Annotated in this window: 18 protein-coding genes; 13 read left to right on the plus strand and 5 right to left on the minus strand. The window is 61.7% G+C overall.

The window, feature by feature from the left end; genetic code table 11:
• Nucleotides 1-3: 3 nt before the first annotated feature.
• A complete protein-coding gene (locus H045_RS09605) occupies nt 4-1,044 on the minus strand; it encodes a WD40/YVTN/BNR-like repeat-containing protein (RefSeq protein WP_032871155.1) in 1,041 nt (346 codons plus the stop codon).
• A 314-nt stretch (nt 1,045-1,358) separates the two neighbouring features.
• On the opposite strand from H045_RS09605, the gene H045_RS09610 reads away from it, so the two are divergent.
• The 3 genes from H045_RS09610 to H045_RS09620 all read left to right on the plus strand — a co-directional run bounded on the left by H045_RS09610 (nt 1,359) and on the right by H045_RS09620 (nt 4,468).
• On the plus strand, nt 1,359-2,492 hold the full coding sequence (locus H045_RS09610; RefSeq protein ID WP_003236338.1) for a Gfo/Idh/MocA family protein: 1,134 nt from the start codon (nt 1,359-1,361) through the stop codon (nt 2,490-2,492).
• Nucleotides 2,493-2,566: 74 nt separating this feature from the next.
• Nucleotides 2,567-3,994: a nucleobase:cation symporter-2 family protein gene (locus H045_RS09615; protein WP_015372227.1), complete on the plus strand. Its 1,428-nt coding sequence runs from the start codon at nt 2,567-2,569 to the stop codon at nt 3,992-3,994.
• A gap of 12 nt (nt 3,995-4,006) precedes the next feature.
• Nucleotides 4,007-4,468, plus strand: coding sequence for an LEA/WHy family protein (locus tag H045_RS09620; RefSeq protein ID WP_015372228.1), 462 nt, complete (start codon nt 4,007-4,009; stop codon nt 4,466-4,468).
• 69 nt (nt 4,469-4,537) lie between these two features.
• Here the strand turns inward: H045_RS09620 and H045_RS09625 are convergent, their stop codons facing one another.
• Nucleotides 4,538-5,464: a carbon-nitrogen hydrolase family protein gene (locus tag H045_RS09625; RefSeq protein ID WP_015372229.1), complete on the minus strand. Its 927-nt coding sequence runs from the start codon at nt 5,462-5,464 to the stop codon at nt 4,538-4,540.
• Between the two features lie 83 nt (nt 5,465-5,547).
• On the opposite strand from H045_RS09625, the gene H045_RS09630 reads away from it, so the two are divergent.
• Nucleotides 5,548-6,456, plus strand: coding sequence for a LysR family transcriptional regulator (locus H045_RS09630; protein WP_003236342.1), 909 nt, complete (start codon nt 5,548-5,550; stop codon nt 6,454-6,456).
• On the opposite strand, the gene H045_RS09635 is transcribed toward H045_RS09630, so the two are convergent.
• Nucleotides 6,449-6,703: a hypothetical protein gene (locus H045_RS09635; protein ID WP_003236345.1), complete on the minus strand. Its 255-nt coding sequence runs from the start codon at nt 6,701-6,703 to the stop codon at nt 6,449-6,451. The two genes, H045_RS09630 and H045_RS09635, sit on opposite strands and share 8 nt — an antisense overlap.
• 163 nt (nt 6,704-6,866) lie before the next feature.
• Here H045_RS09635 and H045_RS09640 point away from each other — a divergent pair, with 163 nt between their 5' ends.
• Nucleotides 6,867-7,187 (plus strand): ElaB/YgaM/YqjD family protein, encoded by a 321-nt coding sequence (locus tag H045_RS09640; protein ID WP_003236346.1) that lies wholly within the window; start codon nt 6,867-6,869, stop codon nt 7,185-7,187.
• A gap of 34 nt (nt 7,188-7,221) precedes the next feature.
• On the opposite strand, the gene H045_RS09645 is transcribed toward H045_RS09640, so the two are convergent.
• A complete protein-coding gene (locus H045_RS09645) occupies nt 7,222-8,259 on the minus strand; it encodes an Ldh family oxidoreductase (protein WP_015372230.1) in 1,038 nt (345 codons plus the stop codon).
• A gap of 164 nt (nt 8,260-8,423) precedes the next feature.
• On the opposite strand from H045_RS09645, the gene H045_RS09650 reads away from it, so the two are divergent.
• On the plus strand, nt 8,424-13,544 hold the full coding sequence (locus tag H045_RS09650; protein WP_015372231.1) for a dermonecrotic toxin domain-containing protein: 5,121 nt from the start codon (nt 8,424-8,426) through the stop codon (nt 13,542-13,544).
• Between the two features lie 19 nt (nt 13,545-13,563).
• On the opposite strand, the gene H045_RS09655 is transcribed toward H045_RS09650, so the two are convergent.
• Nucleotides 13,564-13,833, minus strand: coding sequence for a PepSY domain-containing protein (locus H045_RS09655; protein ID WP_003236351.1), 270 nt, complete (start codon nt 13,831-13,833; stop codon nt 13,564-13,566).
• Between the two features lie 153 nt (nt 13,834-13,986).
• On the opposite strand from H045_RS09655, the gene H045_RS09660 reads away from it, so the two are divergent.
• The 7 genes from H045_RS09660 to H045_RS09690 all read left to right on the plus strand — a co-directional run bounded on the left by H045_RS09660 (nt 13,987) and on the right by H045_RS09690 (nt 19,960).
• Complete coding sequence (locus tag H045_RS09660; RefSeq protein ID WP_003236353.1) at nt 13,987-14,982, plus strand: FecR family protein; 996 nt, start codon at nt 13,987-13,989, stop codon at nt 14,980-14,982.
• 319 nt (nt 14,983-15,301) lie between these two features.
• Nucleotides 15,302-15,757 (plus strand): hypothetical protein, encoded by a 456-nt coding sequence (locus H045_RS09665; RefSeq protein WP_003236355.1) that lies wholly within the window; start codon nt 15,302-15,304, stop codon nt 15,755-15,757.
• Nucleotides 15,754-16,320 carry a hypothetical protein gene (locus H045_RS09670; protein WP_015372232.1) on the plus strand — a complete coding sequence of 189 codons (567 nt, stop codon included), beginning with the start codon at nt 15,754-15,756 and terminating at the stop codon, nt 16,318-16,320. The genes H045_RS09665 and H045_RS09670 overlap by 4 nt, the downstream gene beginning before the upstream one ends.
• 67 nt (nt 16,321-16,387) lie before the next feature.
• Complete coding sequence (locus H045_RS09675) at nt 16,388-17,071, plus strand: hypothetical protein (RefSeq protein ID WP_003236359.1); 684 nt, start codon at nt 16,388-16,390, stop codon at nt 17,069-17,071.
• 61 nt (nt 17,072-17,132) lie between these two features.
• On the plus strand, nt 17,133-17,810 hold the full coding sequence (locus H045_RS09680) for a C39 family peptidase (protein ID WP_015372233.1): 678 nt from the start codon (nt 17,133-17,135) through the stop codon (nt 17,808-17,810).
• A gap of 37 nt (nt 17,811-17,847) precedes the next feature.
• Nucleotides 17,848-18,597 (plus strand): hypothetical protein, encoded by a 750-nt coding sequence (locus H045_RS09685; protein ID WP_015372234.1) that lies wholly within the window; start codon nt 17,848-17,850, stop codon nt 18,595-18,597.
• A gap of 52 nt (nt 18,598-18,649) precedes the next feature.
• Nucleotides 18,650-19,960 (plus strand): hypothetical protein, encoded by a 1,311-nt coding sequence (locus H045_RS09690; RefSeq protein WP_015372235.1) that lies wholly within the window; start codon nt 18,650-18,652, stop codon nt 19,958-19,960.
• Nucleotides 19,961-20,093: the final 133 nt, after the last annotated feature.

Here is a 20,093-nt window from a genome sequence, read left to right on the forward strand (position 1 = left end):
TAATTATTGTTTTGTCGGTTCGGCGCCAGCCGATGTGGCCACACGCACACCGCCCTGCCCGACCAGAATCAGGTTGCCATTGCCCGCCGCCGTGACGGCCGAGAGCGAGATCCGGTCCGGGCGATTGAACACGCTGAAGGTCAGCCCGTCGTCATGGCTGACGACCACGCTGCCACCATTGCCGACGACGACGATGGAACCGTCATCCAGCAAGGTGGCGCCGGACAGGCCAAACTCCAGCGCTCCGCGCGCCGCGTTCAGTTCGACCTGCTCCCAGGTGCCGCCGAAATCGCTGGAGCGGTACAGATTGCCGCGCAGCCCATAGGCCAGCAGGGTCTGCGGTTGCGCCGTGCCGATCACGCCGAACAGCGAGCCTTCGTATGGGCCTTCGAGTTTTTCCCAGGTCTGGCCGTTATCGCTGGAGCGGAACATGCTGCCCTGCTCGCCGACGATGAACAGGCCGGCGTCCTTGATCGCGGCGATCGCGTTGAGGTGGTACTGGTCTTCGTTGTCGAGGCGGTCGCTGACGTCGTTCCAGGTAGTGCCACCGTCGGTGGTTTCGATCAGCGCCCCGTAGGCGCCCACGGCCAAGCCATGGCTGGCGTCGTTGAACCAGATATCGAGCAACGGGGCTTCGCGCTTGAGGTCCTGAAATTGCTGAACCCAGGTGGCACCGCCATCGGTACTCGCAAGAATCTGCGCGTCATGGCCGACCGCCCAACCGTGCTTGTCATCGATAAAAAACACCGCTGTGAGCAATTGCCGGGTGGGCACTTTGGCCTGAGTCCAGTGGCTGCCCTGGTCATCGGAATAGAGGATATGCCCGCGGTCACCGACCGCCACCAGACGTTTGCCGGCGTGCACCACATCAATCATCAGGCCCTTGATGGCCTTGGAGGATTCAATCGCAGACACCGCGGGCGCGGTGGTATCGCTGGCAGCCTGGACGGCGGTCGACAACGCGACAGCACCAAGCAGCGAGAGCGCTGTGGCCAGCATCGCAACCCTGCGTGCGGCGCGTGGGCGGCAAACAACCCAACCCATGACAGGCTCACTCATAGACCTTTCTCCCATTTATTATTTTTTGTCAGGTGGTCTCGTCTTCCCGGGCGCTGAAACCTGCACTCTAGAGCGCCTGAAGCAAGCACGGGCCATCCTAGCGGGCTTTGGAATCGCCTGACAATCGGCGGTACGTTATCTTTTGTTAACTGATGGCTTTTCGTCAGCGTCTGAATATAGCTGCATTCGCCAGAGTGATTGATTGGGCGGCAATGAGTTTTTATTCCACGTATTGAATTAAGAGAATTTTTATTCCATTAATAACGTTCCTGAAAATAAAAATGCAGAGGAACACGGCGATGCGCGAACTCGGAATCGGTTTGATCGGCACAGGCTTTATGGGACGCGCCCACGCACTGGCGTTCAACAATGCCCGCACCGTGTTCGACCTGCCGGTGCAGCTCAAGCTGGCCGCCCTGGCCGATGCTGACAGCGAGCGCGCCGCGCGTTGCGCCAAAGCCTGGGGTTTTGCCCAGGCTCAGGGTGACTGGCAGGCACTGATCGACGACCCTGATGTCGACGTCGTGGCCATCACCACACCCAACCATTTGCATTACCCCATGGCCATGGCCGCGATTGCGGCGGGCAAGGCGGTGTATTGCGAAAAACCGCTGGCGGTCAGCCTCGAGCAGGCCGATGCCATGCGCCGTGCCGCCCATGCAGCAGGCGTAGTCACGCGGGTCGGCTACAACTATCAGCACAACCCGATGATCGGCCTGGCGCGGCAGATGATCGCCAACGGCGATCTGGGCCAGATCATCAGCTTCCAGGGCGAGTTCAGCGAAGACTTCATGGCCGACCCTGATTCGCCCTGGTCATGGCGCTGCGAAGTGGAACATGCCGGCGGCGCCCTGGCGGACCTGGGCAGCCACTTGCTGTCGATGGCGCGTTACCTGATCGGCGATGTAGTCAGCGTGTGCGCCGACACCCACACCGTGCACGCCCAACGCCCGGCGGTTAAAGGCAGCGACCGTCTCAAAACCATCGCGGTGGATGATCAAGTGCACGCGCTGTTGCGCTTCGCCAACGGCGCGCGCGGTACGGTGAGCAGCAGCTGGCTCAAACACGGCTACAAGAACCACCTGAGTTTCGAAGTCAGCGGCACCCACGGCACCCTGGCGTTCGATCAGGAACGCCTGAATGAGCTGCGCGTGTACCGCGCCGGCCAAACGGGCTTTGAACGTGTGCTGGCCGGTCCCGATTTGCCCGGCTACGCCGCATTCAGCCCGGCGGCAGGGCATCAGCTGGGCTACAACGAATTGAAGACTCTGGAAGTGCAGGAATTGATCATGGCGCTGGCTGGCGAAGGCGCGGATGGCAGCGATTTTGACGACGCATGGGAAGTGGAGCGACTGGCGACCGCGATTCGCCTGGCGGCGCGGGAGGAGCGTTGGGTCAAAATCAGCGAGGTGAACGGCGAGACGGCGGCTTGAATAGCTATTTACACTTCAGACGCTGAGGACTTTCTGGCATCCTGCGCCTCCCTTTTCTGACCCGAGCCCGCATTTTGTCTGACGCTCAATCCCCACGCCCGCGCTATAAATCCGAGCTGATCTACGGCCTCGAAGACCGTCCACACTTCACGGCAGCGGTGTTTGCCGCGCTGCAGCATGTGCTGGCGAGCTTTGTGGGCATCATCACGCCGACCCTGATCGTTGGCGGCGTGCTGGGCCTGGAAAGCGAAGTGCCGTACCTGGTGAGCATGGCGCTGTTCGTCTCGGGGCTGGGCACCTTCGTGCAGGCGCGCACTTTCGGCCCCATCGGCTCGGGCCTGTTGTGCCTGCAGGGCACCAGTTTTTCGTTTATCAGCGTGATTCTCAGCGCCGGGTTCATGGTCAAGGCGCGAGGCGGCGGCACGGATGAAATCCTCTCGACCATTTTTGGCGTGTGCTTTTTCGCCGCGTTTATTGAAGTGGCACTCAGCCAGTTCATCGGCAAGCTGCGCAAGCTGATCACGCCGGTGGTGACGGGCACCATCATTACCCTGATGGGGCTGTCGCTGATCAAGGTGGCGGTTACCGACATGGCCGGCGGCTTTGGCGCCAAGGATTTGGGCGCGGCCAGCAATATGGGGCTGGCCGCGCTGGTGCTGCTGACCATCGTCGTGCTCAACCGCTTCAACAATGCCTTCTTGCGTCTGGGCTCGATTGTGATCGGCCTGACCCTCGGCTTCGTAGTGGCCTGGTGGCTGGGCCGCGTCGACATGGCCGCCCTGCCCCAGGTGCCGTTGATCAGCGTGCCGGTGCCGTTCAAATATGGATTTTCGTTCGATTGGGTGGCGTTTGTCCCGGTGGCGGTGATCTTCCTGATTTCGCCACTGGAAGCGGCAGGCGACCTGACCGCCAACTCGATGATTTCCCAGCAGCCGGTCAAGGGCCCGCTGTACATCAAGCGAATCAAGTCCGGACTGCTGACCGACGGCCTCAACTCGGCCATGGCCGCTACCTTCAACAGCTTGCCGATGGTGACGTTCGCGCAGAATAACGGCGTGATTCAGTTGACCGGCGTAGCCAGTCGTTACGTTGCCTACTTTATCGCCGGCCTGCTGGTGCTGCTGGGGCTGTTCCCGATGATCGGCGCGGTACTGCAATTGATGCCCAAGCCAGTGCTGGGCGGCGCCACGCTGATCATGTTCGGCACCGTGGCGGTGGCCGGGATCAAAATCCTCGCCGAAGCCGGCCTGCACCGGCGCAATGTGCTGATCGTGGCGATTTCCCTTGGCATGGGCCTGGGCGTGGCCGCCGTGCCCGAAGTGCTGCGCGACCTGCCCAAGGCGTTGCACGACATTTTCGAATCGCCGATCACCGTGGGCGCGTTCTGTGCAATCCTGCTGAACGTGTTCCTGCCCGAGACGTTCATAGCGCTGGAAGACGATGAATTTGATCCGGAATCCTCCACCCTCAAGGTGATGCAGGACCCGGACGTCACGAAATAGGAGCAGGTTCAGATGCGCAAGCTCATGGTTCTATCGTTACTGCTGTTGACCTTGAGCGCCTGCGCGCTGTTGCCCAGTCGCGATCCGGTCAACATCACCGTGGTGGGCATCGAGCCCCGGCAGAGCCAGGACCTGGAAGTGCGCTTCGCGGTGAAACTGCGGGTGCAGAACCCCAATGAAACAGCGATTGAATACAACGGCGTGGCGCTGGACCTGGAGGTCAACGGGCGGCCGCTGGCGTCCGGGGTGAGTGATCAAGTCGGCAATATCCCGCGTTTTTCCGAGACGGTCGTAACGGTTCCGGTCAGCGTCTCGGCATTTTCCGTGTTGCGCCAGACCCTGGGCCTGAGCCAGACCCAAAGCCTGAACAACCTGCCGTACGTGCTGCGCGGCAAGCTGGCGGGCGGGCTGTTCGGCACCCAGCGTTTTGTGGACCGTGGCACGCTGAACCTGCCGAACACGGCGACCTGGTAGCACAGGAAAAATAATCGTGGCCTGTGGTGAGCAGGCGTGACACGGGCCACGGCTTGACTCGCCGCAGCGCTAGTCGGTGATAAAACGCACGCCAGGTTTCTCGCGTTCGTCCACGCTCAGTTCGAACACGTCCGGCCTGGCGTAATGGCCCACCACGTCGTAGTCATAACGCGCGCGCACCAGCTCATCGGTGTCGATCCGCGCGATCAACAGCCCCGCTTCGCCCAGCAGCGGGCCGGCAAGGATGTCGCCCATGGGGCCGACAATCAGGCTGCCGCCGGCGATCAACGGGCGGTTCGCGGGCCAGTTGGCAACCTCAATCCCCAGCGCGTCGGGCGAGGCCTGCACCTGGCAGGCGCTGACCACAAAGCAGCGGCCCTCATGAGCCACATGGCGCATGCTCACCTGCCACATCTCGCGCTCGTCCACCGTGGGCGCACACCACACTTCAACGCCCTTTGCGTACATCGCCGTGCGCAACAACGGCATCATGTTCTCCCAGCACACCGCGCCGCCGATGCGGCCCACGGCGGCGTCGATGACCGGCAGGGTCGAGCCGTCGCCCTTGCCCCAGATCAGTCGTTCGGTGCCGGTGGGCATCAGTTTGCGGTGCTTGGCAACGAGACCTCGCGCCGGTTCGAAATACAACAGGGTGCAATATAGCGTGCTGCCACTGCGCTCGATCACGCCCAGCACCAGGCTGGCCCCGGTGCGCGTGGACAAGCCGGCCAGCGCCTCGGTCTCGGCACCGGGCACGTCGATGGCATTGGCAAAATAGCGCGCAAAGGCCTCGCGCCCCTGGGGCAGGCGATAACCCAATTGCGTGCCGAAACCCTCGCCCTTCGGGTAGCCACCCAGCAGCGCCTCAGGCATCACCACCAATTGCGCACCACTGCGCAGGATTTGTTCCTCGTAACCGAGGATTTGCGCCAGGGTCTCGGCCTTGCCGCCAGGCAGGGAGCCGATTTGCAAAGCAGCCACGGTAGAAACAGGCATTACGATCACTCCGGAATCAAGGGGGTTGCCCATTCTCCGGCCAGCCGGGATCATGAATAAAGCCCACTTCACTGCTGAATGATATGAACCAGACGAATATCGCCCAGGTCGACCTCAACCTGCTGAAAACCTTCGAAGCCCTGCATGACGAGTGCAGCGCCAGCCGCGCGGCGTTGCGCCTGGGTGTGACGCAATCGGCCATCAGTGCCGGGTTGCGCCGGTTGCGCGACGTGTATGGCGACCCGCTGTTCGTACGCACCGGCCGTGGCCTGGCGCCGACCTTGCGCGCCAATCAGCTGAAACCGGTGATCAGTGAGGCGCTGGACCGTTGCAGGCAGAGCCTGGCCATGGTCAATCCGGATAACGCGCATTATCAGGGACGCTGCGTGGTACTGGGCTTGTCCGATGACTTCGAGATTGCCTACGGCCGGCGGTTGATGGATGAGATCGCACACCGCGCGCCGCAACTGCGGGTGATTTTCCGTCAGACCCATAGCCAGATCGTCGCCGGCGCCCTGCTCGATCGCACCCTGGACCTGGCCATCACCGCCGGTGGTTTTGCCGAGCGCCGGCTGAGTCGCCAAGTCGTGGGTGACGGTGACTATCGGTGTCTGGTGGATGCCAACAGTCTGGCGCCCGGTCAGCCAGGCATCGACCTGCAGGACTTCGTCACGCGCGAGCATGTGCTGGTGTCGTCGGGCGGGTTTATCGGAATTACCGACGAAGGCTTGGCCGCAAAGGGGTTGAGCCGGCGGGTGTGCGCATCCACCAGCCACTTCGCGGCGCTGCCTTTTCTGCTCAAGGGCAGCCAGGCGGTCGCAACCATTCCCGGGCATGCGGCGCAGGCGATTGCGCAAATGACCGGCCTGCGCATGCTGCCTTGCCCGCTGGCGCTGCCGCGCTACCCGGTGGAGTTGGGCTGGCGCACCCAGGCGCAGCTGGACCCGATGTTGCTCAAGGTGCGCGAGGCGATTGTGGCGTGCTTTATTTAGCGGCCGCCATCAACTTGTTGACTTCGCTGCGCACCATGCCGGAGAACTCCGGTGGCGACATCCCATCAAGCTCGGCGCGCACCCATTCGGCCCATTTGCCCTTGCGCTTGGCGCGCTCGCCAAACAACCGTGCGGCTTCGCCCTTGGCCTTGCCCAGATTGCTCTGCCACAGGTCGTAGAGACGGGCCTTTTCATCTTCCAGCTCGGCGCGTTCGGCGAGGGTTTTGTTGGCGAGATTGAAGCTCATGTTGAATTACCTGCTGCACAAATAGGTGTCATCTTACACCGTAGGTCGAACGATCCTGATTCGGTTTTTGCTGCAAACCGGCGACCGGCAAAAAAACTGCAACTTTTGTCGACGCCGGATACTCCATTGTTCACTGTCACATTCACCTGCAAGGAGTCACCCAATGGCCCGCAAAACCGCTGCCCAAGCCGCCGAAGAACAAATCAAGGATCAAGCCTTCAGTGAACTGACGGCGCTGATCGAAGAATCCGACAAGTTGCTCAAGAGCAGCGCAGCCCTGGTGGGCGAAGAAGGCGAAACTCTGCGCGAGCAGGTTGCCATCAAACTCAAGCAGGCACTGGACTCGGTTTCCAGCGTGCGCGAGCGCAGCAAGCCGGTGGTGGATGCCACCGAGACCTACATCGGTGGTCACCCGTGGCAGACCGTGGCAATTTCCGCAGGCTTCGGTCTGGTGGTTGGCCTGTTGCTGGGTCGTCGTAACTGATTGCCGGGGGGCTGCGCCTGATGCGCAGCCCCTTTTAGCTTCGCACCAAGTCCTGCAACCGTTGAAGATCCTGCGCGTCAATCTCGATACCCGCTTCCAGCGACTTCGCCCGCGTGCGATGGCGCCGATCCCCCGGTAACCGCCGTAACCCTGCCGCATGCATCTGCCGCACCAGTTCCTGGCTGCGCTCGGCGAAGCTCTGCCCGGCAGTTTTGCTCGGGTCGATCACGATCAGCAATTGCCCGGTCCAGGGCGTGCGCGCCCCCGGATGGTCCGCCCAGTTGAATTCGAAAGAAAAATTGCCGCCCGTCAAGGCCGCCGCCAGCAGCTCGACCATCATGGATAACGCCGAGCCCTTGTGGCCGCCGAAGGGCAACAGCGCGCCGCCTTCCAGCACCTCCTTGGGATCCTGGGTGGGCTGGCCGAGGCTGTCGACGCCCATCCCGGGGGGCAGGCGCTCGCCCTTGCGCGCGGCGATCTGCACATCGCCATGGGCGATGGCGCTGGTGGCAAGGTCAAACACAATCGGCGGGCCGTCGGCACGGGGGGCGGCAAACGCGATGGGGTTGGTGCCGAACAGCGGCCGGTCGGCGCCATGGGGCACCACGCAGGTCATGCTGTTGACCACGCTCAGCGCCACCAGGCCTTCTTCGGCGAAGGGTTCGACGTCCGGCCACAGTGCGGCGAAATGATGGGAGTTGTGAATCGCCAGCAAGGCAATCCCGGCGCTGCGGGCCTTGTCCACCAGCAGCGCGCGCGCCGCCTCCAAAGCGGGCTGGGCAAACCCGTTGCCGGCGTCCACGCGCACGAAGCCTGAAGCCACATCCGTCACCTGCGGCACGGCCTGGCCGTCGACCCAACCGCTGGCCAGTGTGCTGAGGTAACCGGGAATACGGAAAATGCCATGGCTATGGGCGCCGTCGCGCTCGGCACTGGCGCAATTGCGGGCAAGGATCGCGGCCACTTCGGGCGAGGTGCCGTGCTTGACGAACAGGCCGTGCAGCAACGCCACCAACGCCTCAAAACCGATGAACGCTGAAGGAGGGTCGACGATCGGGGACTGGGCAGACATCTGTAGCTCCGATTTTATAAGGGCGAGACAACGAGAATGCACACCGCCGATTAAACAACGCGGCCCGTGGCTGCTGTCAACGTCTGCTTCAGCTATGTAACACCCCAGGCATTGCGGCGGCCATTACGGTGACGACTGACAGCCCTGCAGATGGAACGTGCGCCATGGCCCAAGTGAACCCGCCTTACTTTTTCGATGAGCTTCAACGACCGGTCAGTCGCAAGACCCCCTCAGAGCGCGAGCGCACCCTGGGGTTTTCGGTCAAGGACCTGGATTGGCTGCTGACGCTGTATTACGCCACGGACGCGGCGCGCCAGAACAAGAAAGCGCGCGGTCACCCAATGAAGGTGGAACGGCTGCTGGTGGCTATCAGCGGCAAACCGGCGATAGTGCTGGCCGGCGCCTTCATCATGAGCCCGACGCCTGACGAGGCAAGAGCCGTGCTCTTCACGCCCTATGGCGGCCTGGAGTTGTTCGACAGCCGGGCCGACCTGCTTGAGGCCGTAGAGGAACGTCTGAAACAGCCCGACCAGCGCACAGAGCTGCTGCAATTTTTGGCCATCGAAGAGCGAGATGCCTTGCCGAGCGAGGACACGCTGACGGTGAACACGGCCGCCATTCCGGGCGCAGTGATGGAGGACCAGCGCCAAGGTATTCTCGACGCCCAGCAAAAAAACGTCGTCGCCCTGCTCGATCAGTTGCGCAAGGTTCCCACCCTGCGCTGGATGCTCGACACGCTGCTCAACATCATGGCCCGGCGTTACTTCCCCAGCCTTGACCAGAGCGACACCCGGGTGGACTTTCTCGGCAAAGTCGCCACCGATGAAGAACATCGGCTGGGTGCCTCCATGCCCCTGCGCGAGGCGCTGCTGCAGTTTTACGTCAGGCAGGGCTGGCCAACGGACCAGACCCGTACGTTCGCCAATCCGGGCCACGATGCCAGCCACCACACCGCACAGCAACAGGCCAAAGACCAGCAGGACTGGGACAGCCTGGTCGCGCAAACCAGCGGCACCCTTTCGGCGTTGTTGCACAGCCTGCTGCAGACCTACTGGCATGAAGACTACCGCGAGGGTCAGTCACGCCTGCGGTTTTTTGCCCAAGTGATCAGTGACAAGTTTCGCGTCGACTTGCTGTTCAAGCATCTGGATCTGATCGTGAGCACTGAAGAAAGCCAGACGCTGCGCGCGATATTCCTTGCGGACCAGGCCGCGCGCACGGCCTACGCCAGCACCCTGAGTATTGAAAAGGTTCAGGTTCACGCGCCCTACCAACACTACGTCGAACTGGCCAGCACCCTGCTGATCAGCGACTCGCACGCTTATTTGTATACCCAATCGCGAGGTTTGCAGGTACTCGGGAATCTGGAGGAACTCAAGACGATGCTGCAGGCCATGCTCAAGGCGGCTGGACATGAAGACGAGCTGTTCAACTTTCTGTCGCTGGATGAGCACAGCGTGTTTATCGGCATGGATCAGGTGCAAGTCACCGGCAAGCCCGTCGCCGGTGACGTCTTTCAGGACATGATCGAGGACATCGCCGCCAAGCAGTTCAGCAACCTTGAGCATGCGCTGGGTCTGTATCGACGCAGCGCCGGCGCCATCAACCTGGGCGCCCTGCTCGACACCGCGCTGGACATTCGCGCCATGCTCGACAGCCGACTGCTGGAGCAGAACGCCGAAGGACATTGGAGCGTGCACCCCGTTACCAGCGGCAACGGACGACCGAGCACGGTGCTGGCGGAGCACGCCAGGCTGCAGCTCGGACGGCTGCGTGTGATGCATGATGCGCTGGCCCTGGAGCGCAGCAAACAGGTGACGCTACGCGATCTGGCCGCCCATGCGCTGGACGCAGAACTGGCCAAGGGGCACACGCACCTGAAAGCCAATGACGTCTATCTGAATACCTACAAAACGGCGGCGCAAGAACGCGAGACTCGCGTGCCTGAAACCTCTCAGGGCATGGTCGAGTACTTTATCGCACGCCTGGCCGGCCAGGCCGTCACCCTGACCGCGTCGGCGATGCGCGGGTTTTATGGCAAGCCTGAAGTGCTCATCGCGTTGAAATTGCCCAATCTGACAGTCGCCAGCTTTAATACGGTCATCGACAAGGTGCTGGGCAGTTTTGTCGACCATGACCTGCGCGCACTCCCCCACCTGCTGATCGAAAACAATCGGCCACGTCTGGCCCAGGGTCTGTTCGAGGGGTTGAGCGGCGAAGCGCAACTCAGGCGCCTGTCCGCGACCCTGGCCCCGACACATCTGGCCCTGCTCGGCAGTGTGCTCAACAACGAGAGCATGACCCGGCTGACGCGGCATGGCCTGAACGGCTTTATCCCGGACGCCTACGGGCTGAGCCTGAACGTCGGCACACACACCGAGCCCCTGGCCAACTGTTTTGTAATGACCGAGCGCGGCGGCATCGACCCCGAGCATTCCGGTGCGGCGGTGCTGTGGACGCCGGGACGCGGCTATGAGGGCTTTACCTCGGTCAAGACCTTGCGCGACAGCCTGGACCGACGATTGCAGGATGCGCATGACCGCTTGCTGTTGGTCGAGCACCTGCCCCCGTCCAAGCGCGCGCCCCATCAGCGTTTTACCCTCGGACCGCTGCAGCGTATCGACGATCATCTGCTCAACGACCGCCAACGGACGTACAGCCGTCTTGTGCTGGACGAGATCGACCACCTGCTCTCGATGGGGCTGAGTGCACAACGCTTCCAGGATTGCATGGACGCGTTGATCCACCGCGCACCGCCGTCCAACCTGGGCCGCGCCATCAACATCGCCCGCAGCCTGATCAATCAGCAGGCCTTGCCGGTCTGGCTTGGCATGGCCGCGCAGGCAGACCAGCGCCTGCATGTGGAACTGCTCGAACAGTACCGCCTGAGCGCGCCGCAGGAACGCGACTATCTGCACGGCATCACGCCCCTGCGTGACAAGGTCGCAAGCACTTTGAAAACCCTGCTCGCGGCGCGCTTTCCCGAGCAGACGGTAGACCCGGAACACGTGCTGATCGCACCGCGCATCGAGCTTCGCGGCCACACCCAGAGCCTTACCGACTTCGCCCTGCGCCACCTGCCGCAATTGCGCGCCGAGGATATCCGCGCAACGTCGCGCTCTGCCACACCACTGCCGGCCACGCTGGATGGAAACGCTGTGGTGCAGTTGGTGCGGCAGGTGGATGTGAAGAGCCTCTACCAGAGCTTGCTCGGCACCCACCTGAATGGCGACACCGACGACACCCGCGAGCGCCGCCAGCTGTTCTGCCGGCAAATGCCGTGGCAACTGTTGCAGTACGCCCACGAACAAAAGCTTGATGAACGCCTGTCGGATGCAGCCTGGCGCCTGATCCAGCAAGCCTTCGATATGCCCGACGCCGTGGCCCGTGCCGCCGTCAGCGGTGTGAAGGCACTGGTTCGACCGCTGGAGCTGATCGCCACCAAAGGCGCCTCCGTGGTGACGGCCCTGGGCTGCTACCTGATCGGTGCCGAAGCCGACGACCCCTTGGTGCTGTACGCGCCCTATAGCCCCCGGCATGTGTTGAAAGCGTACAAGAATGAAAGCGAGCTGCTGCATGAGTTCACCTCGCCCGGCGCACTGCAGGACTGGGTAATCGGCCAAATGCAGACGGTGCATCAGGCGACCTATCGCAACCTGCTACGTCGGCCAAACTCGGAAATTCGTCTGGGTACGTCGCCTGTCAGCGGCAACCTGCTGCACCGCTTGTTCGACGACAACCGTGAGATGCTCAATCGCATGCTCACCTGTCAATTCACGGCATCGGGGCAACACCTGTGGGACGCAATCAGCAGCCTGCTGACCGAGGAAATCCCCAGGGGCTTGATGTTCATGGCGGGCAAGCTTGCCTACCCCCTCGTCGTGTGGCGCAGCTATGCGTTGTTCAAAACCTCGGCCGAAGACCTTCAACAACATCGCTGGACACGTGCACTCAAGAGCTTTATCGCCGGCGTGGCCGAACTGGCCGCCTTGCGCGGTGAACTGGAAACGGTTTTTCCCGATGCGTCTGCGGCCCAACAGCCGCCGTCGCCCCCTTCGCCCAAGGCGATGACGCTGGACACCTACGCCGTGACGGACCCCGCGCGCACGTGTTTGAAGACGTTCGAAGCCCACGACGTCGCGCTTGACGCCGCGAACCTGGATGCGCAGACCCATACCTACAAAGAGAAGTATGGAACACGCCATTTTGTGCCCGCCGCAGGCAAGGTATACGCCGTGAGCAAAGCCGGTGATCACTGGCGCTTGGGCACCCGCGAGGATCGCGGCCCCTGGATAGAACGCAACGCCAAGGGTGAGTGGGTGCTTGACCTGACCCGACACACCCCGCGCTACGGCAAAATCCTGACCCGTCTCGCCGACCGTTTCTATCCTCCAACGGTCGAGCAGCAAGGCATTAATGTGGAGGCAATTGGCATGCGCGCAATCAACGCCGTATCGAGCTGGAAGGCGCGCTGCATCAACGAGGCTCTGAATGTCGCCACCTATTACACCGTGACCTGCAAACGCAACATTGTGCATTTCGCCCCTACGCGCGACCCCTTGAGCCGGCTGGGGCTGTTTTTCGGCGATATGTTCGGCGTCGTCGCCCTCAGCCCCGACCAATTGGGGCGAATCGAACGACGCATCGATGAAGTGCTCAATGAGCTGGTCAACCCCAGCCTGATCGCGCCCGACTCGATGCGTTTTGTCAGTGGCACCGACCGCTACAACCCGTCGGATGCGTGCGCGTTCATCCTGCCTGCGGATGCGCAACGCAAGATATACCTGATGGACCGCTTTTTCGATCCGCTGCTGGACGTCTATCAGAATCGCCTGAACGCACCGTTCGACATCGCCGCCCATGCACGCGCGGCCACCCTGATTCACGAGATAACCCACATCACTTCTGCCACCGAAGACCTGGCCTACCTCGACACGATGCGACCGTTTGCGGACCTGATCAACGTCAACATCAGCGGGGCTACGCGGCTCAAGACCACGCTGACCGACCTGCGGGAAACCGCGCTGTCGACGCTGACCCCGGCCTCGATGCTGTTCAAGACGTGGGATGAATTCAGTCAGCAGTGGGAGGATTTCGGCAAAAGCAGTTCGAGTGCGTCGCTCAAGGACAAGGTATTGAGCACCACCAGCGCACAAACGTTGCAGGATGCCAGATCAGTGTTCATGAGCAATGTGGATAAACGCATCGACACCATTCTGGCCAATGCCGATTCCATCACCTACCTGATCACCCACCTGGGCCGGGCGTTGGATGCGGGAGCCTAAACAGGCTCCCGACTGTGTATCAGTCTTTCTGGTCGCGCAGCACGTTGCCCGAAGCGCCGTCGATGCGGGCTTCATACACCACACCATCGGACTTGCGTCCCTTGACTTCCCAATAGCCGTTGTCGTCGGCTTCGGCCGCATAGACTTCGACATAGCCGGCCTTGGTCTTGGCCACCTCGATGGCTTTTTCGATCGGGATCCAGCCGGCGCCCGGCTTGTCGGCCAGCGCGGCGCCTGCGCTCAGCAGGGCGGACGTTGCACACAGCGCGATGAGGGTTTTCTTCAACATAGTGGTTACTCCATCGTGGGAAAGACAGACTCAAGTCCTGAGATTTTTAGGTGCGCGCTAACGAGAATAAGTTCCAATTGATGTGCATTCGCCATGATGCTGTTCTCGCGGTCCGCTCGGGGAGGTTAGAATGTGCGAAATCAGGATGAGTCAATGAGCGAAGATTCCGTTTCAGAAGCAGAATATGACGCCATCACCGACGCCGCCGCGCATTGGTGTATGCGCCTGCATGCGGCCGATTGCACCGGCGCCGAGCGCCAGGCGTTTCAGAGCTGGCATGACGCTCATCCACTGCACGCCTTTGAATACGCGGCCATGCTGGAGATCTGGGACGTTGCCGAGCACCTGCCTCGCCCTGAAACCAGCCCTGTCTTAGTGCCTTTCAAACCGCGCAGACGGTTGCGCGCCTATGCCGTCGCCGCTGCGATTTGCCTGGTGGCGTTGCCGCTGGCGGCATTCACCGGATGGGAAGCCGGCTGGCTACCCAACGCCTATGAACGCTTCGAAACAACCCATGATGTGCGCGTGGTCACCCTGGGCGACGGCAGCCAGGTGGAAATGAACCTGGGCACGCAACTGGTCTACAGCAACTACAAGGACCAGCGCCGGCTGACGCTGAACAGAGGCGAAGCGTTTTTCAAAGTCAGCCATGACAGCGCCCACCCTTTTATCGTGCGGGCCGGCGACGGCCGGGTACGTGTGACGGGCACCCAGTTCAACGTGTGGAAGTATGAAGACCAGGTACGGGTGATGCTGCTCGAAGGCTCGGTGAAGATTTCCAGCGACACGGTGCACGGCAGTGTGCCGCTGACCCCGGGAATGCAGGCCAGCTATCAGCATGGCGATGCAACCCCCAAGGTCCGCGCGATCAACCCGGATGACTCGGCGCTGGCCTGGCGGCAGGGCAAGCTGGTACTCGACAACCTGGCCCTGGCCGATGCGCTGCCCTTGATCAATCGCTACCTGAGCAAACCGGTGATGCTGGCCGATACGCCCACCGGGGCGATTCGCATTGGCGGCATCTACAACATCAATGAGGTCAACAACCTCATCCCTTCCCTGCCCAAGGTACTGCCGGTCTACCTGACCCAGAACCAGGACGGCAACCCCGTACTCAATTCCATTCCGCGTAAAGCCCCCAAGGGCTGAGCCTTTTTTGCCAGCCATTGCGGGTCCGCGTGGGCCCGCGTGTCCATTTTTGAAACACCTCCCCGCCTGCAATCGCCCACCTTGAGCGGATTCGTCGTCGTGCCCTGCGCAGTGTTTCATCCTTGAGACAGCTCGCAGGCGGTACGGGCTCTGCTTCATCGCCCGCCCCCTGTTTCACCCCTGAAACAGCAATGCCATCACTTTGCCCACAAAAAACGCTAACCCTTTGAATATAAACATCTAATAAAAAGCGGCACGCCTTCTGCTCTATGCCTGTCAGCGCTGTTTAGGGTCAGCGCGAAGACTAGGGACTGCCACCGTGGACACACACAATTTTGGCTCACTGAGCCTCCTGCTGATCGGCTGCGCACTGAGTGCCGGCGTAAGCCTGCCGGTGCTGGCGTCAGGTGAAGGGGAGATGGTGATCACACGGCAGGTGCAACCTTATGCAATAGGCCGTGCACGCGGTGTCGACCCCTACCCCACCACCGCCAATGCCAATCCATCCGGGCAAGTGCGCGCCGTCACCAACGAACTCAGCGACCACGACATCGCCGGTATCAGCAGCGGCTCCAGCGTTACCCGCAGCGTCATGCCCAATGGCGACCTGAACGGGTTGAACGCAATCGGTGCCGGCAATAGCCTCGGCGTTGCCGGCGCAGCGGGCCAGGCCGGCGGCAGCGGTGGCATCGCGGGGACGGTCAATGGCGCGGTCTCACGCGGCCTGGCACCGCTGAACAACCTTGGCGGCATGATCGGCGGAGCGATGAAATGAATCGCTTCTGGATACTTCTGAGCGTGCTGGGCTGCTCGGCAGCCATGGCCGACACCACCGGCAACAACGCAACCATCGATAACGCGGGCAAGCACTACAACGGCATGGTCTCGATCAACCAGGCCGCCGGCGACCAACAACAGCTGAGCAACAACCTCGCCATCGCCGTGGGCCGTAACGCCCAGGCCACTGTGTCCGTCACGCAAAAAATCAGCGGCGCCGCCGCCGAGCGCTCCCTGAACGCCAACGCTGCGATTCAGGGCAACGCTTTCAGCCAAGGCAACGGTGCACTGAGCGTCAATCAGTCGGCCGGGGCCCAGAACCAGATGATCAATGCCGTGCGCGTCAGCCTTACGAGTGGCCCGCAAAGCATCGACGACAGCGTCATGTCGCAACAGACCGTTGCGCTTGCAACAGACTCGGGATTGACCTCTACCACTGGCAGCCGCCAGGTCGTTACCAGCGACCAGGCCTTCACCGGCAGCCGTGGAGTGGTACAGGTCAACCAGAGCGCCGGGGTGGGGAACCGAGTGGCTAACACCCTGAACGTGCGACTCAACTGATGGAGCTGAGCCGCCTGCCGGACCGTATCAACACTTAAACCACTAATTAGAAGCAAGGAGATACACCATGAAAACCACCACAGCCCTCAAACCACTGGCTTTCGCTCTCGCTGCGCTCATGGCTGTTGCAGCCCAGGCAGGCGGTTACCACGCGCCTACCACCGCTGCTGCAACCACCGTTGACGGCCAGAGCAACAAGGGCAACACCGTCCTCAACGACAAAACCGAAAACAACGCGTCGACCACTGACTCCTACAACCACATCAGCGGCGTGGCCAACGGCAACGTGCTGAGCGGTGACAACAACCAGGGCAAGAACGACGTGGCCATCGTTTCCGGCGATGCTGACTTCGTGTTCGCCAGCACCGGCACCGCGCAGTCCAACGGCGGCAACGTGGCCATCAACGGCGGCTCGCAAAACAATGCCTCGCTCAACAGCAGCGGCAACAATGCTTCCGGCGTGATTCAGCTGAACGCAGCCACCGGCACCTCCAACCAGGGCAGCAACAGCGTTGCCATCGCTTCGGGCAATGGCGACAGCGGCGCAGCCGTTGTGTCCGGCGTGCAGGATGTGTCGGGCAACCTGACCGTGAACCTGAGCAGCGGCCATGGCTGGGGCGCCAAGTCGGTGGTCACCAACAACGCCAGCGTGAACAACTCGCTGAACTACAGCTCCGGCGTGTCGAACTCCAACGTGCTGTCGGGCAGCAACAACCAGGGTCAGAACAACGTAGCAATCACTCGCTTCTGATGCAGATCGGGCCTTCGCAACAAGGCCCCTTTCATTCCAGCGTCCAACAGGTCACCTGATCATGCGCCGCGTTGTTTTTTTCCTTCTGTGCACACTCACCGGCCCGACCTGGGCGGGGCAAATGGCGGTCGTCATGCCCAACGGTGCGGTGGTGTACAAAAAGGTCGAGAGCATCCGCGAGCGCAAGTTCGCCAACCTGGTGGAACAGAAAACCGATTTCAGCTGCGGCGCCGCCGCACTGGCGACCATCCTGCGCCAGGCCTATTGGATGGACGTGGATGAAGACCACATCATCAAGGGCATGCTGCTCAACGCCGACCAGGAGCTGGTGCGCACCCAGGGCTTCTCGATGCTCGACATGAAGCGCTACCTGGAAAGCATCAACATGCGCGCCAAGGGCTATCGCATCGCTCCTGACGTGCTGATCACCGTGAAGGTGCCGGTCGTGGTCCTGCTGGAAATTCGCGGCTACAAGCATTTTGTGGTGTTGCAGCGGGCCGACAAGGAGTGGGTGTACATCGGCGATCCGGTCCTGGGCAACAAGCGCTACGCCAGGGACGATTTCGTCAAGGGCTGGAATGGCATCGTGTTCGCCGTGATCGGTGAAGGTTATGACAAGACCAACGCCCTGCTCACCCCGCGTGTGCCGCTGACCGCCAGGAACCAGTTCAACGCGTTCAGCCCGGTACGCGACAGCGAATTGATGGAATTCGGTTTTATCCAGAGCGACTTCTTCTAGAAGCGCAATAAGGGGCAGGACGCTCCAGGAGCACACGATGAACACTTTCCGTTGGTTGACGGTCATCTGCCTGGCCGCCGCTGCACCGGCGCATGCGTCCTCCGCGTTCAAGCCGATCGAGCTCAAGGACGCTGAAATGGCCGACCTGCGCGGGCGTTATGTGATGCCGGGACGTATTGTCAGCTTTGGCATCGTCATGAGCAGCACCTGGACCAACGCCGCCGGCGCCACCGTGACCGGCAGCGCGGCCATGCAGGTCAATGCGTCCACCGTCACCCCGCAATTTTATGTGCAGATCTCCGGTAGCGATGGCACGGGCGGCGGCAGGCAGCCTGAAGGCAGCGGCACGGTCACAGGTGGCGCGGGCCTGGGCACCGGCCAGGGCGTGGTGCAGAGCGTTCGCGCGGCCGGAGACGGCAACACGGCCACCAACGGCGTGGATATCAATGTGAGCAAGAACGGATTGGCCCCGGCCAACTACGCGCAGTCCGGTCAGGCGTTGCTGGCGGGCCAACCGGTTACCGGTGGCACGGCGGCAGGCCAGGTGACAGTGAGCGCGAACAATGGCGGGCTGCAAATGGCGCTCCAGGCCAGCAGCAACCAGGGCAATGTCGTGCAACAGATCGGCGCCGGCAACGTGCTGCAAGGCACCGTCATTCAAGGCAACGGCAACGCCGTAAACAACCTGACCCAACTCAACGTGGTCATGGGCAACAACGGTTTTAACAACGTCACGCAGAACCTCAACCTGGATCAACTCAAGGGCCTTCGCCCCTCCGGTTATTGAACTTCGCTGAGCCTTCGACACTTTCGCATCAAAAAATGGGACGGCTTATTTCATGCATCGATCTGTATCACTACGTGCCGTGGTTTGCTTGAGTACACTCCTGCCCGCCTCCGTGCTCTATGCCGCACCGGACGCTGATATCGAAACACTGAAACAGGAACTGCTGGAGCTCAAGCAACGCTATGAAGTGCAGCAAAAAGCACTGGCCGTACTGGAGCAACGTGTTAGGCAAGTAGAAGATCAACCCGCAACACCCGCCCCCAAACGCTTGGCCAAATCCCCTGCCGACTTCCAGAAAGGCGGCGCCACCGTGGCCGGCCATACGCCAGGCGTGGGTGCGGCGGCGGCCTCCGGCGGCGCGGGCGGTGGCAGTTCCTACGGGCAAAACCTCAAGGACGACTCGGCCCCGGCGCAAAGTGTGAGCAACCTGTACAACGAAGCCAGTGGATTTTTCGGCAACGGCAGGTTCAGTCTGGAAACCGGCATCACTTACGCGCGCTACGATGCACGCCAGCTGTCCCTCAACGGCTTTCTCGCGCTGGACTCGATCTTCCTCGGCAATATCAACCTGGACCGCATCAAGTCGGACAGTTGGACCCTGGACCTGACCGGGCGCTACAACCTGGACAACCGCTGGCAGTTCGACCTGAACGTGCCGGTGGTGTACCGCGAATCCACCTACCAGTCGGGCGGCGCCGGCGGCAGCTCCACCGCCATGTCGGAAGGCTCGGTGACCCGCGACCCGACCATCGGCGATGTCAACGCCGGCGTCTCCTACAAGTTCCTCGACGAAAGCGCCCACCTACCCGATGCGGTGGTGTCGGTGCGGGTCAAGGCCCCGACCGGGGCAGACCCGTATGGCATCAAGCTGATCCCGAAACCGGGCAACGACAACCTCGCCATTCCGGAGAGCCTGCCCACCGGCAATGGCGTGTGGTCAGTGACACCCGGCATCTCGCTGGTCAAGACCTTCGATCCGGCGGTGCTGTTCGGTTCGCTGTCCTACACCCATAACTTCGAAGACTCGTTCAGCGACATCAGCCCCAACGTCAACCAGAAAGTCCCCGGCAAGATCCAACTGGGCGACAGCTTCCAGTTCGGCGTGGGCGTGGCGTTCGCGTTGAACGAGAAGATGAGCATGTCGTTCTCGGTGTCCGACGTGATACAGCGCAAAAGCAAGGTCAAGCAGAGCGGGCAGGATTGGCAGTCGGTGGTGTCCAGCGATGCCAACGCGGGCTATTTCAACGTGGGCATGACGATTGCGGCCTCGGATAACCTGACCATCGTGCCGAACCTCGCGATCGGCATGACAGACGATGCGCCGGACTTTACGTTCAGCCTGAAATTTCCGTATTACTTCTGATAGCAGCAATTGTGGCTTCTGTTAGCACAGCCTCTCACCCTTGGGGCGAGCAGGCTTGTCCTGCGTTGGGCTGCGCAGCAGCCCCAAAACCAGGCCCTGAGCCGTATCAGGTACACCGCGTTTTGCTGGAGTG

This window comes from Pseudomonas poae RE*1-1-14 (genome assembly GCF_000336465.1).
GTDB classification, from domain to species: domain Bacteria; phylum Pseudomonadota; class Gammaproteobacteria; order Pseudomonadales; family Pseudomonadaceae; genus Aquipseudomonas; species Aquipseudomonas poae.

Coding starts and splice junctions, on each gene's coding strand:
- H045_RS09685 (WP_015372234.1), top strand. CDS start 17,848: ATGAACACTTTCCGTTGGTTGACGGTCATCTGCCTGGCCGCCGCTGCA.
- H045_RS09690 (WP_015372235.1), top strand. CDS start 18,650: ATGCATCGATCTGTATCACTACGTGCCGTGGTTTGCTTGAGTACACTC.
- H045_RS09610 (WP_003236338.1), top strand. CDS start 1,359: ATGCGCGAACTCGGAATCGGTTTGATCGGCACAGGCTTTATGGGACGC.
- H045_RS09625 (WP_015372229.1), bottom strand. CDS start 5,464: ATGCCTGTTTCTACCGTGGCTGCTTTGCAAATCGGCTCCCTGCCTGGC.
- H045_RS09640 (WP_003236346.1), top strand. CDS start 6,867: ATGGCCCGCAAAACCGCTGCCCAAGCCGCCGAAGAACAAATCAAGGAT.
- H045_RS09680 (WP_015372233.1), top strand. CDS start 17,133: ATGCGCCGCGTTGTTTTTTTCCTTCTGTGCACACTCACCGGCCCGACC.
- H045_RS09670 (WP_015372232.1), top strand. CDS start 15,754: ATGAATCGCTTCTGGATACTTCTGAGCGTGCTGGGCTGCTCGGCAGCC.
- H045_RS09630 (WP_003236342.1), top strand. CDS start 5,548: ATGAACCAGACGAATATCGCCCAGGTCGACCTCAACCTGCTGAAAACC.
- H045_RS09635 (WP_003236345.1), bottom strand. CDS start 6,703: ATGAGCTTCAATCTCGCCAACAAAACCCTCGCCGAACGCGCCGAGCTG.
- H045_RS09675 (WP_003236359.1), top strand. CDS start 16,388: ATGAAAACCACCACAGCCCTCAAACCACTGGCTTTCGCTCTCGCTGCG.
- H045_RS09655 (WP_003236351.1), bottom strand. CDS start 13,833: ATGTTGAAGAAAACCCTCATCGCGCTGTGTGCAACGTCCGCCCTGCTG.
- H045_RS09650 (WP_015372231.1), top strand. CDS start 8,424: ATGGCCCAAGTGAACCCGCCTTACTTTTTCGATGAGCTTCAACGACCG.
- H045_RS09605 (WP_032871155.1), bottom strand. CDS start 1,044: ATGGGTTGGGTTGTTTGCCGCCCACGCGCCGCACGCAGGGTTGCGATG.
- H045_RS09660 (WP_003236353.1), top strand. CDS start 13,987: ATGAGCGAAGATTCCGTTTCAGAAGCAGAATATGACGCCATCACCGAC.
- H045_RS09645 (WP_015372230.1), bottom strand. CDS start 8,259: ATGTCTGCCCAGTCCCCGATCGTCGACCCTCCTTCAGCGTTCATCGGT.
- H045_RS09620 (WP_015372228.1), top strand. CDS start 4,007: ATGCGCAAGCTCATGGTTCTATCGTTACTGCTGTTGACCTTGAGCGCC.